The organism is Ectorhizobium quercum (assembly GCF_026552795.1).
GTDB classification, from domain to species: Bacteria; Pseudomonadota; Alphaproteobacteria; order Rhizobiales; family Rhizobiaceae; genus Ectorhizobium; species Ectorhizobium quercum.
Genome location: NZ_JANFPI010000004.1, coordinates 214,834 through 232,287 on the forward strand (window position 1 = coordinate 214,834; position 17,454 = coordinate 232,287).

18 protein-coding genes are annotated in these 17,454 nt (G+C 65.5%); 2 read left to right on the forward strand and 16 right to left on the reverse strand.

All coding sequences use genetic code 11. The features are described 5' to 3' along the window. Positions 1-27 precede the first annotated feature (27 nt). The 11 genes from NOF55_RS13385 to NOF55_RS13435 form a co-directional block, all read right to left on the reverse strand. Positions 28-627: a methyl-accepting chemotaxis protein gene (locus NOF55_RS13385; RefSeq protein WP_306411886.1), complete on the reverse strand. Its 600-nt coding sequence runs from the start codon at positions 625-627 to the stop codon at positions 28-30. A gap of 199 nt (positions 628-826) precedes the next feature. Then, a complete protein-coding gene (locus tag NOF55_RS13390) occupies positions 827-2,167 on the reverse strand; it encodes a trimethylamine monooxygenase (protein ID WP_306411887.1) in 1,341 nt (446 codons plus the stop codon). Positions 2,168-2,212: 45 nt separating this feature from the next. Beyond that, on the reverse strand, positions 2,213-3,253 hold the full coding sequence (locus NOF55_RS13395; RefSeq protein ID WP_306411888.1) for a heme-dependent oxidative N-demethylase family protein: 1,041 nt from the start codon (positions 3,251-3,253) through the stop codon (positions 2,213-2,215). A gap of 84 nt (positions 3,254-3,337) precedes the next feature. After that, positions 3,338-4,294 (reverse strand): PDR/VanB family oxidoreductase, encoded by a 957-nt coding sequence (locus NOF55_RS13400; protein ID WP_370868988.1) that lies wholly within the window; start codon positions 4,292-4,294, stop codon positions 3,338-3,340. Positions 4,295-4,311: 17 nt separating this feature from the next. Further along, positions 4,312-4,917 (reverse strand): dimethylamine monooxygenase subunit DmmA family protein, encoded by a 606-nt coding sequence (locus NOF55_RS13405; RefSeq protein WP_306411889.1) that lies wholly within the window; start codon positions 4,915-4,917, stop codon positions 4,312-4,314. A gap of 11 nt (positions 4,918-4,928) precedes the next feature. Beyond that, positions 4,929-6,062 carry an aminomethyl transferase family protein gene (locus NOF55_RS13410; protein WP_306411890.1) on the reverse strand — a complete coding sequence of 378 codons (1,134 nt, stop codon included), beginning with the start codon at positions 6,060-6,062 and terminating at the stop codon, positions 4,929-4,931. 261 nt (positions 6,063-6,323) lie between these two features. Next, entirely contained in the window at positions 6,324-7,169 is an 846-nt protein-coding gene (gene folK, locus NOF55_RS13415; RefSeq protein ID WP_306411891.1) for a 2-amino-4-hydroxy-6-hydroxymethyldihydropteridine diphosphokinase, read from the reverse strand. Next, positions 7,166-7,765: an anthranilate synthase component II gene (locus NOF55_RS13420; RefSeq protein WP_306411892.1), complete on the reverse strand. Its 600-nt coding sequence runs from the start codon at positions 7,763-7,765 to the stop codon at positions 7,166-7,168. The genes folK and NOF55_RS13420 overlap by 4 nt, the downstream gene beginning before the upstream one ends. Next, entirely contained in the window at positions 7,765-9,159 is a 1,395-nt protein-coding gene (gene pabB / locus NOF55_RS13425) for an aminodeoxychorismate synthase component I (protein WP_306411893.1), read from the reverse strand. Before pabB ends, NOF55_RS13420 begins: the two co-directional genes overlap by 1 nt. 121 nt (positions 9,160-9,280) lie before the next feature. Then, positions 9,281-10,042 carry a DeoR/GlpR family DNA-binding transcription regulator gene (locus NOF55_RS13430; RefSeq protein WP_306411894.1) on the reverse strand — a complete coding sequence of 254 codons (762 nt, stop codon included), beginning with the start codon at positions 10,040-10,042 and terminating at the stop codon, positions 9,281-9,283. After that, a complete protein-coding gene (locus tag NOF55_RS13435) occupies positions 10,039-10,716 on the reverse strand; it encodes an adenosylcobinamide amidohydrolase (RefSeq protein WP_306411895.1) in 678 nt (225 codons plus the stop codon). The genes NOF55_RS13430 and NOF55_RS13435 overlap by 4 nt, the downstream gene beginning before the upstream one ends. A gap of 211 nt (positions 10,717-10,927) precedes the next feature. Here NOF55_RS13435 and fabG point away from each other — a divergent pair, with 211 nt between their 5' ends. Continuing rightward, a complete protein-coding gene (gene fabG / locus NOF55_RS13440) occupies positions 10,928-11,698 on the forward strand; it encodes a 3-oxoacyl-ACP reductase FabG (RefSeq protein WP_306411896.1) in 771 nt (256 codons plus the stop codon). Between the two features lie 186 nt (positions 11,699-11,884). Here fabG and NOF55_RS13445 read toward each other — a convergent pair whose 3' ends face one another. Both NOF55_RS13445 and NOF55_RS13450 read right to left on the reverse strand, forming a co-directional pair. Continuing rightward, positions 11,885-13,219, reverse strand: coding sequence for an aspartate aminotransferase family protein (locus NOF55_RS13445; protein ID WP_306411897.1), 1,335 nt, complete (start codon positions 13,217-13,219; stop codon positions 11,885-11,887). Between the two features lie 12 nt (positions 13,220-13,231). Further along, complete coding sequence (locus tag NOF55_RS13450) at positions 13,232-14,215, reverse strand: phosphotransferase enzyme family protein (RefSeq protein ID WP_306411898.1); 984 nt, start codon at positions 14,213-14,215, stop codon at positions 13,232-13,234. A 153-nt stretch (positions 14,216-14,368) separates the two neighbouring features. Between NOF55_RS13450 and NOF55_RS13455 the strand changes: the two genes are divergently transcribed. Continuing rightward, complete coding sequence (locus NOF55_RS13455; protein ID WP_306411899.1) at positions 14,369-14,656, forward strand: hypothetical protein; 288 nt, start codon at positions 14,369-14,371, stop codon at positions 14,654-14,656. Here the strand turns inward: NOF55_RS13455 and NOF55_RS13460 are convergent. The 3 genes from NOF55_RS13460 to NOF55_RS13470 form a co-directional block, all read right to left on the reverse strand. Continuing rightward, a complete protein-coding gene (locus tag NOF55_RS13460; RefSeq protein ID WP_306411900.1) occupies positions 14,629-15,492 on the reverse strand; it encodes an urea carboxylase-associated family protein in 864 nt (287 codons plus the stop codon). The two genes, NOF55_RS13455 and NOF55_RS13460, sit on opposite strands and share 28 nt — an antisense overlap. Before the next feature lie 156 nt (positions 15,493-15,648). Beyond that, on the reverse strand, positions 15,649-16,953 hold the full coding sequence (locus tag NOF55_RS13465; RefSeq protein WP_306411901.1) for a TRAP transporter large permease: 1,305 nt from the start codon (positions 16,951-16,953) through the stop codon (positions 15,649-15,651). Next, a complete protein-coding gene (locus NOF55_RS13470) occupies positions 16,950-17,453 on the reverse strand; it encodes a TRAP transporter small permease (RefSeq protein WP_306411902.1) in 504 nt (167 codons plus the stop codon). The genes NOF55_RS13465 and NOF55_RS13470 overlap by 4 nt, the downstream gene beginning before the upstream one ends. Position 17,454 lies beyond the last annotated feature (1 nt).

The window sequence follows — 17,454 nt, forward strand, 5'->3', positions numbered from 1 at the left end:
ATGTCGTCGGGCGAAGCGTCGTTTCCGTCAGGCCGATTTCCGCTGGGCCATCGAAATCGAGCGCGCGGCGTCTTCGGATGTGTTGGCGAGTTGACGCATTTCGGCGGCCAGAAAGGCGAAGCCGGCGCCGGACGTGCCGGCCCGCGCCGCCTCGATGCCGGCATTGACGGCCAGAAGCTTGAGATAGCGCAGCGAGTGCAGGATCTCGGCGGTTTTCGAGGCGGTCGCGCGGATTTCCGCCGTTTGCGCGTCCAGACGCTGGTAGAGCGACTCGATGTTGATGATGCTGCCTTCCAGATAGAGCAGTTCGCCCTTGTCGTCCCAGATGCCGCCGCCGGTTTCGGCGACCCAGATCGTATGGCCGTCGCGATGGCGCATGCGGTATTCCATCGACCAGTCGGTTCTGTTCTCGAGCGCGGCGGCGACCGCCTCGTCCATGCGGGCGAGATCCTCTTCGGAAATCAGCGAAGAGAAGCTGCGGACCTTGTTGCCGACAATCTCGTCCGCCGGATAGCCGAAGATCCGCTCGATCCCGTCGGTCATCTCCAGCATCGTATAATCGGCATCCGCCCGGCACCGATACAGGAAGCCGTTCATGCGGCCGAGTATGCTTTCGCGAAATTCCATGTCCGCCCCAATCCGACACTTGAATATCGGTGACAATAATTTCCTGAAATGGTTACGATGGAATGAAAGGAAACTGCCAATTGTTAATTGGTGCTGCACTGCAAAAACGCGCTGTTCGCTGCCGGAGCCGGGCGCGGCGGCGCCCGGACGCAGGGAGGACGGCCGGAAAGGTTAACGGCCGTCACGACGACGGGACCGCTCAGTTTCTCAGATAGGCTTCCATCGAATCGTCCAGCGCGTCCTTCCACGGCGTGTGGTGCTTCGGCGCCATCGTGCCGGTGATCAGCGACCTGTAGGAATTGTTGCGGAAACCCATGATGTCTTCCGTCTTGTGCTTCTTCCATTCGAAGAAGGCGTAGCACGCTCCGTCGACGTCGAAGTCCGGATAGTCGGTGTCGGCGATCAGTTCCTTGACGTAATCGCCCTGATACCTGATCGCGTATTTCACGTCGTCGGAGGCTTCCTCTCGGGCCTCGCGCTCGGCCACATCGGCCAGCAGCACCGCCTTGTCGGCGGGAACCTCGATGCGGCCGAGGATGATGTCGCGCACGTACCAGGCCTGCGCGTCGAACATGTTGAAGGTGAACCACTGGTCCTGCATGCCGAGGTAGAAGAGTTTCGGGTTATGGACGTAGACCACGCCCTTGTAGAGATCGGCGGTGGCGAGGCGGTTCCCGGTCTTCAGGCGCAGGTCGTCCGGCAGGAACGGGAAATAGTGCCTGTAGCCGGTACACAGGATGATCGCGTCGACGTCCTTCGCGCTGCCGTCCGCGAAGAAGGCCGTCTTGCCCTCGACTTTCACCAGAGCGGGCTTTTCCTCCCAGTTCTCCGGCCAGTTGAAGCCCATCGGCGCGGAACGGTAGCAGGAGGTGATGGATTTCGCCCCATATTTCCAGCATTGCGAGCCGATGTCCTCGGCGGAATAGGATGAGCCGACCACCAGAATGTCCTGCCCGGCGAATTCACGTGCCTCGCGAAAATCGTGGGCGTGGACGATGCGGCCGTAGAACGTGTCGAAGCCCGGATAGTCCGGAACGTTCGGCGAGGAGAAGTGGCCGGAAGCGCAGACGACATGATCGAAACGCTGCTTGGAAACGCTGTCGGTCTTCATGTCGTGGACGGTGACGGTGAAATCGCCCGCCTCCGCGTCGTATTCGACGAAGCGGACCACGGTGGAGAAGCGGATCCAGTCGCGGACGCCGGCCTTCTTCACCCGGCCCTCGATATAGTCCATCATCACGGCGCGCGGAGGATAGGAGGCGATCTGCTTGCCGAAATGCTCCTCGAAGGAGTAGTCGGCGAATTCGAGGCCCTCCTTCGGGCCGTTGGTCCATAGATAACGGTACATGGAGCAATGCACCGGCTCGCCGTTCTCGTCGACGCCCGTGCGCCAGGTGTAGTTCCACAACCCGCCCCAGTCGGACTGTTTCTCGAAGCAGACGACCTCCGGGATCTCCGCGCCCTTCTTCGCGGCGGACTGGAAGGCACGCAGCATCGCCAGGCCGGACGGTCCGGCCCCAATCACAGCAACTCTCGTCATGTCGTTCCCCTCTGGTGGTTATAGCCGGTTTCGGGTTCGGGGCCCTCAGTCCGGGAATGTGCCGGCGCCGGTCGGCGCGCCGTCGTCATGCTTCGAAAGCCAGGCCACCGCGTCGTCGCGATAGCGGCTCAGGCCCTTGTAATCCACGAGTTCGGGCGGCAGCGTCTTCAGGACGCGATGCAGCCGGCGGCCCCATTTCGGCACCGTGACCAGCTCGTCCATGTTCATGAGATAGCAGCGGATGACGAAGAGGATGGCGTTGGAGCGCGGCAGGCGCCACAGGGTCTGGAGTTCGACGCGCAGATGCACCTTTTCGCCGACATTCTGAGGCGTCACCGTCGTGCGGTCCCTGCCCCATTTCGGATAGTTTTCCGGGCTGGTGTCGAGACGCGGATTGACGGTCATCGTCCAGTTGTAGCGGCGCACCGGCCTGCCGAGCTGGAGATTGAGCAGGAATTTCAGCGCCCGCTCGAACACGCCCTGCTGGTGGGCGAGCGGCACCGGCCCGTGCCATTCCATGAAGTTCATGCCGATGTCGAAATCGAGCGACCAGTCGGCCTGGGTCGTCACCATGCCGGCGTCCATCCACAGATTGCCGTCGCGCTGGTCGACGATGGTGATGTCGCCCTGCGCCTGGCGGGAGATGTATTCGAGCGGCTCCATCGGCAGCGTCGTGGCGTCGCCGAAGGTGAAGGTGTCGTCGATGCCGAGCGGACGGTTGATCCAGCGCCAGCGGTCGCCGTCCTTCGTCAGCGTGAAATGCTCCGGATAGCCTTCGGCCTGCTGTTCCATCAGCAGCTCCAGCGTGTCCCATTGCGCCAGCATCATGTGCGGCAGCGCCTGGTAGCGCAGCGGGTCCTCCTTCAGCACCAGCGCCCGGTCGGCCATCTCCGCGATGTAATGCTCGTCGACGTCGATGAGGTTTTCGAAGACCGTGCCCTTCGCGCCCTTCACATGCGGCTCCACGTTCACGGAATACATGTAGGCGTCGTCGGGGAAGGGAAACGGGAAGCGCCGGATGTTTTCCGGGCTGTTGCGGTAGGTGAAGTCGTCGCGGAAGGTTTCCTGCCGGAATACGATCGCCATCGTCTGTTCTCCTGCCGATACCGGCGGTTGAGGCGATTCCGGGAACGCGGGAGGCGGCTTTCCGGCGGAATCGCGTACAGTGCCCTAAAGTTCCAGTGCCACGCGCGGCCCCTCGATACGGGACACGCAGATCATGATCTTCCTGCCTTCGCTTTTCTCCTCTTCCGACAGATAGACGTCGTTGTGCAGGATGACGCCCTCGCAGGCGGCAACGCCCGTCTCGCATTGTCCGCAGGCCCCGCCGCGGCAGAGATAGGGGGCATCGACGCCCGCCGCCTCCAGCGCTTCGAGGATGCTCTCGTGCGCGCCGACCGGAACCGTCTTCCGCGAACGGGTGAGGTCCACGGTGAAGGGCTTGCCGGGCGGCGGCGTCAGGAAGCGTTCGGCGTGCAGGCTCGTCGCCGGCCAGCCGGCATCGATCCCAGCCTCGATCACGCCGTCGATCATCCGGTCCGGGCCGCAGACATAGAGATGCGTGCCGAGCGGCTGGCGGACGAGGATATCCTCCAGCGGAATGCGCGCGCCGTCCTCGCCGATATAGACCTTGACCCGGCTTGCGCCGTAGCGGGCGGCGAGATCGTCGAGGTAGGCGCCGCGCGAGCGCGTGCGCACCGCATAATGGAGTTCGAAGGGGATGCCCGCGCGGTCGAACTGCGCCATCATCGCGATGAACGGCGTGATGCCGATGCCGCCGGCGATCAGGATGTGCTTGCGGCCCCGCCAGTCGGGCGAAAAGAGGTTGACCGGCGCGCCGATCGAAAGCACGTCGCCCTCCTTCAGTCTCTCATGCAGGAAGACCGAGCCGCCGCGGGAGCCTTCGGCCTTCTGCACGCTGATCTCGTAGGCCGAGGGATCGGCCGGGTCGGACATCAGCGAATAGGCGTTGCGGCGCATCTGGCCGTTGTCGTTCATGGAGACGACGACATGCGCGCCGCCGGAAAACACCGGCAGGGGGCCGCCGTCGGCGCGTTCGAGACGGAACCGCTTGATCGTGTCGGCGACGGGGGTGATCTTCGTCACGCGGACGGGAAAGTCGCCCATGTTCACAGGACTGGTGCTCACAGGTACAGCTCCTCCGGTGGGGGCGCGGTGCCCGGTTCCTCCGCGTCGATGTTGACGCCCTGGAAGGCGCCGAGCCGGCGCGAATAGTGATCGCGCACCAGCAGCGGCAGGTCGCAATGGGAACAGTTGACCGGGCTGGTGGTGACGTTTTCCGTCATCCCCTTGCAATGGACGCATTGCACGCGCCGGGCGAGCGAGCCGCGATGCTCGGCCGGGATGCTCGAATGGTCCATGCCGAGATCGAGGGCGACCTGCATGGCCCGGCCGATGAAGCCCTCCGTGCCGGCGATGTAGAGCCGCGTGCCCATATGGGCGGATGACAGCATGACCTTGAGGCGGAACAGCAGCGTCTCGACGGTCGGGGCGGTCCAATGCGAACCGGCGCCGAGGGCGTCAAGACCCGCCTCGTGGCCGCGCCCGGCGGAGCCGCGCGCGACATAGAGAATATGCGTTTCCGCCAGAATGGCGCCGGGCAGGGCGTCCTTCTGTTCCAGAAGGGCGGACGCACCCTCCCCCTCCAGAGCGAAGATATGCCGGCGGGCGCGGGGATCGACGGCGATCCCCCTGTAGACAGGCCGGCTCTTGATGCCTTCAACCAGCATGCCCGCCTCCTCTAGCCGATGGCCGTGCGCTTCTTCTTCTGCGGATCGTCAAACGGCAGCGTGTGCGCGCTCGCCTTGACCTGAAGGGTCTTGCCCCGCACCTCCAGCGGCGTGCCATGAACGGCCCTGTCGACGTCGAGGCGGGCGATCGCCATCGACTGCTTCGTCAGCGCCGAGTAGCAGGGGCAGGTGATGACGCCGACCTTTTTGCCGTCCGCCCACACCTCGTCGCCCAGTTCGGCGGGGCCGTCGGCGTCGAGCAGCATGCCGAAGATTTTAAAGCGCTCCCTGCCTTTGAGGCGGGCATGTTCCTCGGCGCCGCGAAAGCCGGTCTTGCCCCTGGAGACGGTGAAATCGAGGCCGAGTTCCCACAGGCTGTCGCCGGGCGGCTCGTCGGCGAAGGGATACATCTGCGAATTGTCGTAGGGGTAGAACAGCAGGTAGCTTTCCACGCGCAGCATGTCGAGAACGCTGAAGCAGCAGGGGATGATGCCCATCTCCGCGCCTTCGGCGAGGATCGTGTCCCAGATGAGCGGCGCATCCTGCCCGCGCACGAAGATTTCATAGCCGCGCTCGCCGGTATAGCCGGTGCGCGAGATCATCACCGGCGCACCGAACAGCGTCGTCTGCATGTGATGGAAATATTTCAGATCCCGGATGCCGGGGACATGTTTCGCCAGATAATCGACCGCGACCGGGCCCTGAAGCGAAAGATCGTGCAGGTCGTCGTCGAAGAGGACGGCGCAATTGCGGCCCGCGGCCTGCCTGACGACCTCCTCGTGGCCGGAGCCCGAGCCATGCACCAGCATCCACGAATTCGGGCCGGTGCGATAGACGATGCAGTCGTCGGTGAAATGCCCGCGCTCGTTGAGCATGGTGGCGTAGATCGAACGGCCCGGATAGATCTTCGACATGTCGCGGGTGGTGATGTAGTCGAGAACGGCGATGGCGTGCGGACCGACCAGATGCACCTTCTTCAGGCCCGAAACGTCCATCAGTCCGGCTTTGGTGCGGATCGCCACATGCTCGGCGGAGATGTCCTTGTCGTAGGTCCAGGCGGTGCCCATGCCGCTCCAGTCCTCGAGACCGGAGCCGAGTGCGCGATGCCGATCGGCAAGCGCCGAAAAGCGCCAGATAGTTGTCATGTCATTCCCCTCTTATTTCCGGACTTTCCTATCCAGAATATTTATTTCCCAAGTATATGGGTTTTCTCCTTCAAGGCAAGCTTTTCCGGCGCTGCACCATCACTTCTGACAAATGCCAGTTTCGGCGCCGCAGCGCGTTGAAAACCAGTGAGGGGCCGTTCCTGCAATGCAGCGGACACCGCATTCCGGCGGCGGTTCGTTCGCCGTTCCGGCATTATGCTTTCGATCAGGAAGGCTTGCGGCCCGTGCGCAGGGCGTCGGTTACGCGTCGAGCGGTTCGACGTCGCCGGCGTTCAGCCCCAGGCGTTCGACTTCGTCTGCGATCACCCGTCCGACGACGGACAGGTCGCCGGCGATTTCCGCCAGCGGCACCAGCACGAAGGCGCGGTTGAACATGTCCGCATGCGGCAGGGTCAGTTCCGGCCCGGCAATGTGGATGTCGTCGATGAAGAGAATGTCGATGTCGATGGCGCGCGGTCCCCAGCGGACGGTCGGCACGCGCCCGACCTGGAACTCGATGCGCTTGCAGGCCTTCAGCACCTCCTGCGGCGTCATGGTGGTCCAGCCGGTGGCGCAGGCGTTGACGAACCAGTCCTGATCCTCGTTGCCCCACGGCCGGGTGCGATACAATCTGGAAATCGCGTCGAAGTCCACGACATTCTCGGTGCGCAGCAGGGACAGCGCCGTCTGGATGTTCGCGACCTTGTTACCCATGTTCGAGCCGAGCGACAGGCCGATGCGGCGACGCCGGCGACGACGGATTTCCACCCCGGCATGGTCGAGCATGGCCGGCAGCGGCGCGGACGGCTTGCGCACCCGCACCACCACTTCCGACACGGCATAGAACCGCGCCAGAATGGCCTCGGCGATGCGCTGGCCGAGCGTTTCGATCAGCTTGAACGGCCCGGAGGCCGAGACCTCCGCCGCGATGTCGCACAGCGTGCCGTAGCAGACGGCCTTCTCGTAGTCGTCGTCGGTCGCGCAGGGCGAAAGGTCTGCCGCGCATTCGATGTCGATGAGGAATTTCTGGCCGAGCCGGGTTTCCTCGGGGTGAAGCCCGTGATGGCCGTGCAGGCAGAGGCTGGAAACGAAAACGCGGTCGGTCATGGGGAAACTCGCTGGGATGTGCGCCACAGGCGGGCGATGGCGAAGAAATTGGCCAGAAGGTCGTGGCCGTGTTCGGAAAGAATGGATTCCGGGTGGAACTGGACGCCGAAGGTCGGGTGCGCGGCATGCGACAGCGCCATGACCTCGCCTTCCAGCGACGCGGCGTCGGCGCGAAGCGGGGTCGCGGCATCGCCGAGCGTGACGATCAGCGAATGGTAGCGCCCGACCTGCAACGGTTGCGGCAGGCCGGAAAACAGCCCCTCGCCGCGGTGGGTGATCGCCGAGGCCCGTCCGTGCATCGGCACGCGCGCCCGTTCGACGCGGGCGCCGAAGGCCTGCCCGATGCACTGATGGCCGAGACAGATGCCGAGAATGGGGATGCGCCCGGAAAAGCGCATAATCGCCGGCAGGGAAATGCCGGCTTCCGCCGGAGAACAGGGGCCCGGCGAAATCAGGATGGCCTCCGGGGCGAGCGATGCGATCTCCTCGATGCCGATCCGGTCGTTGCGGACCGTCAGCGTTTCCCGCCCCAGTTCCTGGCAATAGCGCACGATATTGAAGACGAAGGAATCGTAATTGTCGATGATCAGCAGCATCAGCCGGCACCTCCGGCGGAAAACGCCCGGAAGGCCTCGAAGATGCGCTGCGCCTTGGTCAGCGTTTCGGCATATTCCTGCGCCGGATCGGAGAGAAGCGTAATGCCGCCGCCCACGGAAAAGCAGGCCCGGCCCGGTTCCAGCGTCACCGTGCGGATCGCGATGTTGAGGTCGAGGTCGCCGTCGAAGCCGATATAGCCGATGGCGCCGCAATAGACGCCGCGCGCCGCCCCCTCGATTTCGGTGATGATGTCCATCGCCCGCAGCTTCGGCGCGCCGGTGATCGAGCCGCCGGGAAAACACGCCGCTATGAGGTCGACGGCATCGCAGCCCGCCCTCAACCGCCCGGTGACGACCGAGGTCAGGTGATGTAGGCCCTCGTAGCTTTCCAGCCCGCACAGCATCGGCACCCGCACCGTTGCGGGCGCGCAAACCCGCGAGAGATCGTTGCGCAGCAGATCGACGATCATGGTGTTTTCGGCCCGGTCCTTGTCCGAGGCGAGCAATCGGGCGGCAATTTCCGCATCGCGGGCCGGATCGGCGGCGCGGCGCGCCGTTCCCTTGATCGGCCGTGCCTCGACCGCTCCGTCCCGGCAGGCCAGGAACCGCTCGGGCGAACTGGAGACGATGGCCGTGGAACCGGAGCGCAGAAAGGCCGCGAACGGTGCGGGATTGACCGTCCGCAAGGTGCAGTAGAAGGCCCAGGGGTCGAAGCCCTCGTCAAGCGCGGCCGTGAAGCGCTGCGCGATATTGGCCTGATAGATGTCGCCGGCGAGAATATAGTCCTGCACCTTGCGGACGGCGGCCTCGTATTCTGCTGCCGGGCGGTCGGAGCGCCATTCACCCGCCCTTCCCGTCGCGCTTACCGGCCCGGCCGTGCCGGCCTTCAGCCATGCCTGCGCCTCTTCCGCCCTCTCGCCGGCCCGCCCGCCGCGCGCCGTCTCGTCTTCCTCGGGAAAGCCGGAGGAAAACAGCACGCAGCGCCTGTCGCGGTGGTCGAAAGCGATGACCAGATCGTAGAAGCCGAAGCGCAATTCATCGAGCGGGTGGAGCGGGTCCGCCGGTTCCGCGAGGGTTTCGAGACGCCGGCCGAAATCGTAGGAGATATGACCGATCACGCCGCCCCGGAAAGGAAACGGCCCTGTCCTTTCGAGCCGGAAACGCTTCAGCAGGCCGCGCAGCGCCGCAAGCGGTGCGTCCTCGCACGGTTCCCCGTCCCAGAACGCCATCCCGTCCCGGACATGGAACGTGCCGAACGGATCGATGCCGATGAAGGAGTAGCGCCCGAGGTCATCATAGTCGCCGGCGCTGTCGAGAAAGGCGAAACACGGACGGCCGGACAGGATGTCCGCCCTTTCCGCGGCCGGACCGTAATCGAGTTCGACTTCCAGCATTCCGTTCCGCTCCGGGTGTCCATCGGCGCAGGCGGCCCTTCGCCCGCGCGCGGCGGCGTTGCGCAAGGCGTCCTTATAGGCGAGAAGCCGGCCGGCTTCCACATCCGATATGTTTCGCGTTTCAGGCGAGGACCTGCCCGACGCCGAACTGGCGGAATGGTTCGGCCAGCGCGCTTCCCACGGCTGCGTCCGTGACGACGCGGTCGATATCGCGCCAATGGGCGTAGCGCGCCGGGAAAAGCCGGTCGTGTTTCGAGCGGTCGGCGACGACGACGGTGCGGGCCGCCTGCGACACCATCGCCTGATAGACCGCCGCGCATTCGATCAGCGCATCCGCGGGGCCGTCCTGTCCGAGCCCGGACGCGCCGAGAACGGCATAGTCGGCGTGGAAGTTCTGGAGGAACGAAACCGTATGCGCCCCGACCGTCGCGCCTTCGCTGGCGTGATAGTCGCCCGGCAGCATGATGACCTTGATGGTCGGGTTGATCGCCAGCACGGTGGCCACGCCGAAGGCATGGGTGAGCACGGTGACGTTCTTCATCTCCACCGCGATCCGGCGCGCGACATGCACTGTCGTCGAGCCGGAGCCGATCATCAGCACGCGGCCGTCCTTCACGAGCGGCACGGCGGCGCGGGCGATGCGCTCGCGTTCCGACACGAACAGGGTGTGCCGTTCCGTAACCGAAGGTTCGGTGCCCAGCGAACGGACCGCGCCGCCATAGGTGCGGTTGAGCAGGCCCTGCTCGGTCAGTTCGTCGAGATCGCGGCGAATGGTCTCCGTGGAAACGGCCAGACGGCGGGCGAGTTCGGCCACGCGCAGGCTCGGCGCCTGGTTGAGTTCGCCGAGGATCTGTTCCTGGCGCAGCGGTTTCGGCTTCTTCATGCGTTTCGTCCTTCCGTCCGGGTGGCTCGCTCGGCCAGCCATTCCCGTCCGCCGGCCTCCACGGCCCGGCAGACCGCCTTGCCGATGGTGGCGCCGATATCGGTGTGAAGCCCGGCATAGGTCTGCCGCTCGCCCTCGGCCGGGCAGGCGATCACCACGCAATCCGTCCCCGTTCCGGTGGCGACCGTGCGGCCATCCGGCTTCCAGTCGAGCCCGATCATCGCAGCCGTGCGGGCCTCGACGGCGATGGACAGCGCCTCGACCAGACCGGCCTCGTCGAGCGGCTGGTTCACCCATGCGAGAAGGTTGATCGTGCCGGCCGTTTCCGGCGCCCGGCACGGTTCGCCGACACGGCCGGCATTGGCGAGCCCCACCGTCGCGAGGCAGAAGGCCTGCGCACGGCCGCTGCGGGCCGAGGCATGATGATGGCGCTCCACGATGCGGGAGGTCATCATCTGGACGGCATCGCCGAAGCCGGCCGATGCGAGACGGTCGCGAAGCAGCGTGCGCGGGTCCAGCCCGACGGGCAGATCGGCATCCGTGACCTGCAACCACGCGACGGAGGTGGCGCGCCGGAAGCCGGGCCGGGTCAGCGACCAGCTCAGCATGGCCTGTTCCGCATCGAAGCGGACGGCCAGCACACCATCCTTGCAGGAAATGTCGAAAGGGTTCATGTCGACGTTTTGTCAGCATCGGTGCCCGCCTGCAAGTCCCGGGAGACATGGGAGAATGCCGTCATGCCTGCCTTGTCTGTTTGTGAATGAGGATCGTCCGCTTGCTGCCTTCCATGTTGCAAGTGTGTCGCCGGAATGTGTGATTTACAACATTTATCTTTTGCGCCATCCTGCCTGCCTGATGGCAACCACAACGGAAAACGGGCGGAAAATGTTGAAGTCGCTACAGGGGAAGACGGCTATCGTGACGGGCGCCAGCCGCGGGATCGGCAAAGGCATTGCAAAAAGGTTCGGCGCGGCCGGGCTCAACGTGCTCGTCGTCTCGCGCAATCAGGCGGAGGCCGACGCGGTCGCCGCCGAAATCGGCGCGAATGCCGCCGGTTTCGCCGCCGACGTGGCGACGCCGGAAGGCTGCGAGGCGATGGTGAAGGCAGCCGTCGAGCGCTTCGGCGGCGTGGACATTCTCTGCGCCAATGCCGGCATATTCCCGGCGGCGAAACTCGGCGAGATGACGCCCGCCGATTTCGATCACGTCATGAACACCAACCTGAGGAGCACCTTCCTCTCCGTCTCCGCCGTGCTGCCGGAACTGACGAAGAGCGGCGCGGGCCGCATCGTCATCACCTCGTCCATCACCGGCCCGGTCACGGGTTATCCCGGCTGGTCGCATTATGGCGCGTCCAAGGCCGGGCAGCTCGGCTTCATGCGCACCGCGGCCATCGAGCTGGCGCCGAAGAACATCACGGTCAACGCCGTGCTGCCCGGCAATATCTTTACCGAGGGTCTGGACGGGATCGGCGGCGATTACATCGCCAGCATGGAGGCCTCCATCCCCATGAAGCGGCTCGGCTCGGTCGAGGACATCGCCAATGCCGCCCTGTTCTTCGCCTCGGAGGAGGCCGCCTATATCACCGGCCAGACGATCACCGTCGACGGCGGCCAGATCCTGCCGGAATCGCTGGCCGCGCTGGAGGCGATGTGAGGTGAGGGCCCGCGCCACCGCCGGACTGCCGACGGAGTGCCTGTCGCTCTCTGTCGTCATGCTCGGCCTTGAGCCGGGCATCCAGCGGCGCGCTGCGATGGACCCTTGGGTCAAGCCCGAGGGTGACGAGGGAGGGGTGGCGGCGCAATGGGCAACGATACGCTTTTCCGCCGCCGCGCCGGTCCGTCAGCGGTTGCCGAGAATGCCCGACAGCGTTTCCACGACCTGATCGGCGTCGGCCTTCGAGAAGCAGAGCGGCGGGCGGATCTTGAGGGTCGCGCCGTATTTGCCGGCGGCGCCGATCAGGATGCCGTTCTTCTTCATCTCGTTGATGACGTGGGTCGCAAGCTGCGTGTCCGGCCCGCCGCCTTCCGGGGCGATGAAGTCGAGGCCGATGAAAAGGCCGGCGCCGCGCACCCCGCCTATGGCCGCATGCCGGTCCTTCAGCGCCCGCAGTCCTTCGGCGAGATGGAAGCCGACCGTGGCGGCATTCTCCGTCAGCCCCTCGTCCGCGATCACGTCGAGCACCGCCAGACCGGCGGCGGCGGCAACGGGATTGCCGCCGAACGTGTTGAAATAGCCGGTCTCGGCGCAGAATTTCTCCAGAAGCTCCGGGCGCGTCACCACCCCGCCCATCGGGAAGCCGTTGCCCATCGGCTTGCCCATCGTCACGATGTCGGGCACGACGCCGTGGCGGGAAAATCCCCACAGGCCGGAACCGGTGCGGCCGAAGCCCGGTTGCACCTCGTCGGCGATGAAGACGCCGCCCGCCCGGCGCACCGCCTCGACGGCCGGCCGGAGGAAGCCCGCCGGATCGGCATAGATGCCGTCGCTGGAAAAGATCGAGTCGACGACGAGGGCCGCCACGCCGAGGCCTTCCCGGTTGAGGTCGGCGATGGCGGCCTCGACATCGGCGGCGAAGCGCGCGCCGACCGTTGAGGGATCGTCGTCGCCCGCCGGGGCGGGAACGGTGCGCACGAAGGCGGCGGGCTTGCGCGTCTTCAGCGCCGAGGGCGAGATTTCCGTCACCAGCGCGGTGTTGCCGTGATAGGCGGCCTCGGTGACGATGAAGCCTTCCGCGCCGCTGCCGGTCCGGGCGATGCGCATGGCCAGATCGTTGCTCTCGCTGCCGGTGCAGGTCATCACGAGATTGGAGAGCGGCGCGGGAAAGGTGGCAAGCAGCCGTTCGCTATAGGTTTCGACGATCCGCGTCAGGTAGCGCGTGTGGATGTTGATCGCCGCCGCCTGCCGGGAGATCGCCTCCACGACGCGCGGATGGCAGTGGCCGACGGAGGGAACGTTGTTGTAGACGTCGAGATATCTGCGTCCGTCGGCGCCGTACATGTAGGCCCCTTCGGCCCGCACCATCTCGATCGGCTGTTCGTAGAACAGCACCGAGGAGGCGCCGAAGGTGGCCGAGCGCCGCTGCACCCGTTCGGCAAGCTCTTCGGGAAAGCCGTCCGTCCGGCTGGCGTCGAAGCGGTTCAGCGCCAGGATTTCCGTCAAGGGGGAGGCAGTCATCGGCAATCCTTCTCAGAGCGAGGCGAGGAACCGTTCGCCGAGCGCCACGGTGCCGTCCGTATAGCCGGTTCCGAGCGCGCGGGCCGTGGGCGTTTCGGCGTGCGAGGCGATCCAGGCGGTGAGCTGCATGCGGCGCAGCATGACGAACATGGGCAATGCCGCCTCCTGTCCGGCATCGAGCGGCGATACGCGGCGATACCCTTCGAGCCAGGCGGCGGTGAGGTCGGGAACGAACGGCTCGTGTTCCATGAAGCTGATGGCGGCGGCGAAGTCGTAGGCGAACCAGGAGAAGCCGCAATCGTCGAAGTCGATCACGCCCAGCCGCTCGCCCTCGACCAGAAGATTGGCGGTGCGCATGTCGCAATGGACGAGGCCGAAACGGTCCTGATCGTAGCCGAACGCCGCCGTGCGCCGTTCGAGTTCGTCGTGAACGCGCTCCAGAACCGCCCTGCCTTCCGCCGTGAGGCCGAGGGCGGCGCGCCAGTCGCCCCACCAGGCGGAGGGGCCGAGAATATGCTCGAAATCCCAGATCTTCCGCACGAAATCCTGCGGACGTTTCCAGTTGCGGCTGTGGTCGTGCAGGCGGGCATTGACCCCGCCGAGAACCCCGTACCACCTCACCAGATCGGATTCGGCATCGGGCTCCCTGCCCGACATGAATTCGAAGGCGACGGCGAAGCGCTGCGTGCCGCCGTCGGAAAAGGCATGCAGCAGCCTGCCGTCCTCGGCCGGAACGACGTGTGGCGTGACGACGATACGATCCCTGCGCAACGCCTCCGTCCAGGCCAGTTCGGAAAGGATTTCCGCCTCGCTGTGGTAATCGGGACGATGAACGCGGATGACGAGATCCCGCCCGGCGGGATCGGACACCAGATAGGTGGCGTTTTCCGAAATGGTCAGGAGCCGCAACTCCGCCTCCTGCCCCACGCCCCAGACGGGCAAGAGCGTGGCGAGGCCGTCGGCAAGCCGCGTCAGAAACTGGTCGTCATAGAGCATCGCGCGTATGTCCGGATCGTCTTTCTTGGTAATTCCAACACAGGAATGTTGGAATTGCAACATCGTTCTTCGCCCCCGTTCGGGGAGCCGCTTCAATTTCGCCGGAATCCGGCCTCACCATACCGTTTGTCGCATGAACGGAGGAACAATCCCATGCGCAACGACGAAGCCGTTCAGTGCCTGTTCGAGGATGCCGTTCGCAGCGACCGTTTCGTCGGCTTTGCACGGCATCGTCCCTCCCGTTTCGACGTGCATCTGACGCTCGGCCCGTGCCAGGGCGCCGGCGACGATCTTTCGATCCGGGCCGGCGACGCGCTGACGGACGCGCTCGAAGCGGCGGAACGCCGCGCCCGGCAGGACTGCGTCGTCCACGATGTCGAAGGGATCGGCGGCGGCCGTCACCGGCCCGGCGGTCAGATCCCCTCGGCGATGCCCGTATAGCCGTTCGGTTCGGGGAACGGCCAGTCCGCCAACAGGGCGGGATCGGGCCGGAAGATCTCGACCTTCAGCGGATGGCACCGCGCGGTGTCGCTCGAATGGGTGGCGCTGCAATCGCCGCCGGGGCAGGCCGAAAGCGCGCCGAGAAGATCGATTTCGGCGAACAGTTCGAGATAATCGCCCGGACGGACCGGGCTCGCCTTCATGAAATATTGCTTCGTATCCGCCGTGAAGCCGGTACACATGAAGACGTTCAGCACGTCGTGAACGAAGGGCTCGGCCTCGTGCATCGAAAGGCCCCTTTCCTTCGCCAGCGCGCGGCAGAGGTTCGAATGGCAGCAATTGTGATAATCGCCGCCGGAAAGAAGACGGTTCGTGTAGGGGTCGCAGCGCGTGCCGATCACATCGTGGACGCCGCCGCCGTCGGCGTCGAAACCGTACCAGCCGAGCGTGTCGTGGCTGATCGTCGCCATCGGCCGCAGCGCCGGCAGCGTACTCCATAGCCGGTTGCCGGTGGTGACGTGGGTCGCGTGTAGCGCCCGTGTCTTGCCGCTGAAGAACCGCTCCGAAAGATCGTTGGCGTTCCACAGGTTGAGGTCGCCGACCTGCGGCCCCTCGATGCTGACGATGCGGAAGAAATGCCCCTTCGGCACCCGGAAGGTCGCCCCTTCGCGCGGCGGCACGATCACCTCGTCCGTCTTTTCCAGCGTGGCGCGGGCCCGTTCGAGCAAGGTCATGTCCGGCATCGGCAGGGTGCCGTTCGGATAGACGACGACGGGGCTGACGGCGCGGCGCCGGGCGGCGTCGGCGGGCGGAACGATGCGGGGATCGATGGGCATGGGCACTCCGGATGATGGTGTCGCGGAGGGAGCGGGCGGAGGTATCGCCCGCCCGCCATCCGCACCGCCGATGGAGCGACTATAATACGATGACGATTTATCGATAAAGTGTTTTCTTGGTGCCGTGGTTCCGGTTCCCGCCAGAGGAATGGCGGATCAGTTGAACATGGTGTTCGGGATGAGCAGTGCGATGTCCGGGAACAGGATGATGAGCAGCAGGCCGGTCAGCATCGCCAGCAGGAAAGGCAGGATGCCGCGGAAGATCGTCGTCAGCGGCACGTCCTCGGCCACGCCCTTGACCACGAAGACGTTGAGGCCGACCGGCGGCGTGATCATGCTCATTTCGATGACGATGACCACCACGACGCCGAACCAGATCGGATCGAAGCCGTTCTGGACGATGACCGGAAAGACGATGGGGATCGTCACCACCAGCATCGCCAGCCCGTCGAGGAACATGCCGAGCACGATGTAGGTGAGGATGATGACGGCCAGGCTGCCATAGGGGCCGAGCCCCAGCGTCGCCAGCCCCTCGCCGAGCGCGGTGGGAATGTGGGTGACGGCCAGGAACGGGTTGAGGACGTTGGCGCCGATCACGATCATGTAGAGCATGGCGGAGGTCTTGACCGTGTCGAACACCGCCTGCCGGAACGCGGCCAGGGAAATCGCGCGGCGCGCGACCGCCAGGAGGATGACGAGGGCCGCGCCGATGCCGGAGGCCTCGACCGGGGTGAAGGCGCCGATATAGATGCCGCCGATCGACAGGACGATGACCGCGACCAGCGGCATCGCCTGCCCGAGCACGGCGATCCGCCTGCCGAACGGCACGGCCTCGCCGCGCGGCCCGGCGGCCGGGTTGAGCGAGACCACGACCAGCACGGCGGCGATGAACAGCGCCGTCATCAGCAGGCCCGGCAGGATGCCGGCCATGAACAGCCGTCCGATCGATTCCTCGGTCAGGATCGCGTAGATCACGAAAGCCGTCGACGGCGGAATGAGGAAGCCGAGCGTTCCCCCCGCCGCGATGGCGCCGGTGGAAAGCCCGTCGGCATAGCCGCGCCGGCGCATTTCCGGCAGGGCGACCTTGCCGATGGTCACGGCGGTGGCGACGGAGGAGCCGCAGACGGCGGAAAAGGCCGCGCAGCCGATGACCGACGCGGAGGCGAGCCCGCCGCGGAAACGGCCGATCCAGGCGAAGGCGGCTTCGTAGAGCCCCCGGCTGAAGCCCGCCGCCGAGGCGACGTTGCCGAGCAGCACGAACATCGGGATGACGATCAGCGAATAGGCCGAAACGGCGGCGTAGCTTTCGGTCAAAAGCACGGCACCTGCGGCCCAGATGCCGTTCAGCATCCACAGCCCGAAGAAGCCGACGATCAGCATGGCAAAGGCGACGGGTGTGCGCAGGATCATCAGCAGGAACATGCAGACGATGCCTATGGTGCCGACGAAAATGGGACTCATTGCTCGTATCTCCCCGCGAGCAGAAGGACGATCTGGGCGGCGAAGACCAGAACGCAAAGGGCCATGCCGGCGGCGATCATGGCGTAGAAGGGCCAGATCGGCAGGTTCAGCATGTTGGTGGCGTCATTGTATTCGAAGGCGTCCAGCGCCTTCAGCCAGGCGCGCCAGACGAGCGCCGACAGCACGAAGCCGGACAGCAGCCGCGACAGGATATCCCCCGAGAAGCGCCCCGCCCGCCCGATGGCCTCGTCGAGGACGTCGACGCGGACATGGCCCCTCGTCTCGGTGCAATAGGGCAGCGCCAGCATGACGACGGCGACGGAGGCAAGCTGGATGATCTCGTTGGAGCCGAGGATCGGATAGGCGAATACGAACCGCAGCACGACGCCGACCGCGATCACCATCATCATGAACAGCAGGCTCAATCCCGCCAGGACGGCGAGAAAGAGCGTCGTCCGTTCCAGCGCCTTGTACCAGGCAGGTCGGAGATGCGCGCTCATG